Source organism: Sulfuriferula thiophila (assembly GCF_003864975.1).
GTDB lineage: Bacteria > Pseudomonadota > Gammaproteobacteria > Burkholderiales > Sulfuriferulaceae > Sulfuriferula > Sulfuriferula thiophila.
In genome coordinates this window covers 1-1,911 of sequence record NZ_BHGL01000015.1, presented here as the reverse complement: position 1 = coordinate 1,911, position 1,911 = coordinate 1, and the positions used below count along the sequence as shown (strand labels likewise).

At 47.4% G+C, this 1,911-nt stretch carries 4 protein-coding genes; all 4 read left to right on the top strand.

All coding sequences use genetic code 11. The features are described 5' to 3' along the window. A partial coding sequence (locus EJE49_RS08025; protein ID WP_223246844.1) for a hypothetical protein occupies positions 1–449 on the top strand: 449 nt, incomplete at its 5' end. Positions 450–507: 58 nt separating this feature from the next. After that, a complete protein-coding gene (locus EJE49_RS08020) occupies positions 508–810 on the top strand; it encodes a hypothetical protein (protein ID WP_124949903.1) in 303 nt (100 codons plus the stop codon). 136 nt (positions 811–946) lie between these two features. Then, positions 947–1,342: a hypothetical protein gene (locus EJE49_RS08015; RefSeq protein WP_124949901.1), complete on the top strand. Its 396-nt coding sequence runs from the start codon at positions 947–949 to the stop codon at positions 1,340–1,342. 78 nt (positions 1,343–1,420) lie between these two features. Next, on the top strand, positions 1,421–1,789 hold the full coding sequence (locus tag EJE49_RS08010) for a hypothetical protein (RefSeq protein ID WP_124949900.1): 369 nt from the start codon (positions 1,421–1,423) through the stop codon (positions 1,787–1,789). The last annotated feature ends 122 nt before the right edge of the window (positions 1,790–1,911 follow it).

Here is a 1,911-nt window from a genome sequence, read left to right as displayed (position 1 = left end):
GTTCGACCTTGATATCTCATTTGGTTCACGGCATGATGCGGTTATGGATATACTTTTTATACAGCTTCGTTAGGCATATCATGGAACTCGACAACAACGCTCTCACCTCAGCTTGCTTTGAAGTGGCCCGCTCAATTCGATGGAAGGACAATCAAGTTGATGAAGTCCTTGCGAAAGCATATGTTGAGCTTTACTTTAACGTGGCCATCCAACACGAGGAATACCTCACCGGCCAAGGTCGCGATCCCAACATCATTGTTCGTGCGGTGCGCTATATCGCGCACAAACATTCCATTCCTCCAATGGAAGGCGATATTAAGGAGTTCTCTTCAATGCTTGATATTCTGATAGAGCTAGCTTGCCCAAATTCAGTAGTCGATCAAAACCAAGAACTCTTCTTCAAGGACATTGAGGAAGGTATTCAAGTAGCACGGAGCGACTATGCCTAACCCTACGCTCAAGCGGGACTGCGCAAAAGCGCGCAGCCCCTTAGCTTCACGTTAGATAATGAGCTTTCAAAACCTAAAAGCCCACTTTTTGCCCGATAATAAAAATCGGCAACTTTTCCCATTTTTTGTTGCTTGGGTTATTGGGCTTATTGGAGTCGGGATGGGTTTTCTAGCATCTGCGCTTTCATGGCGTCTGCTAGCTATTATTTCATTTGTAATAGTGGTGGGTGCAGTACTATTTGGTTTTGGTTGGGTTCTCTGGTTGAGTTACTCGCTTATTTTCCGTAATGGTTGGCGAAAAAATCACCAAGAATATCTTGATGAACTTAACAAGCTTAAGGCAAAGCAGCCATGGGAATGAACGTCGGCTCTAACTTAGCAGTCAAGCGGGACTGGCCGTTAAGCAGCTTCGGTTTGGCTTATGGTATTGTTTTGCTTTTAGGGCTACGTTGTGTTTCAGACGCGGCCAGCCCCTTACTTTTACGTTGGGCATCTCAATGAATTTCTCAGGCCGAAGTCAAACGAAATGGGTCGCGTTAGTCGGAACCATATTATTTTTCGCTTTGGCTTTCGTTTTTGCCATGCTGATGTATGGACTTACCTCTTTGCCGTGGGGTAATTGGCACGCAATTATTAATGTTGGTCTTTTATTCGCGGTGCTCGGGGCTTTCTATGGTGCTATCGCGGCTCTAGACTCATCTTCTGGCATGTCTTCGTCTGACAGACCAATGCTCCGTACTATCCTTTGCGGAGCCCTTGGGGCTGCGGCTGTTCTACTGCTGCAGGCGTGGCCACCACAGACATTCAATGTCATCGGGCCAACCATCGGTTTTCTCATCGGCGCACCACTTGGCTGGTTGGGGTGGCAGTGGGCGAAATACGTGGATTTCTAATGCCAATCCAAATGCCCAACCCATCATTCAAGCGGGACGCGCTAAAGCGCGCCCCTTAATTCAAACGTTAGGCATATCATGGAACTCGACAACAACGCTCTCACCTCAGCTTGCTTTGAAGTGGCCCGCTCAATTCGATGGAAGGACAATCAAGTTGATGAAGTCCTTGCGAAAGCATATGTTGAGCTTTACTTTAACGTGGCCATCCAACACGAGGAATACCTCACCGGCCAAGGTCGCGATCCCAACATCATTGTTCGTGCGGTGCGCTATATCGCGCACAAACATTCCATTCCTCCAATGGAAGGCGATATTAAGGAGTTCTCTTCAATGCTTGATATTCTGATAGAGCTAGCTTGCCCAAATTCAGTAGTCGATCAAAACCAAGAACTCTTCTTCAAGGACATTGAGGAAGGTATTCAAGTAGCACGGAGCGACTATGCCTAACCCTACGCTCAAGCGGGACTGCGCAAAAGCGCGCAGCCCCTTAGCTTCACGTTGACGCTGTAGAAAAACCCCTTTTTCACTGATTTTCGGACGCAATTTTCCCACCCGAATCGTTTCTGTTC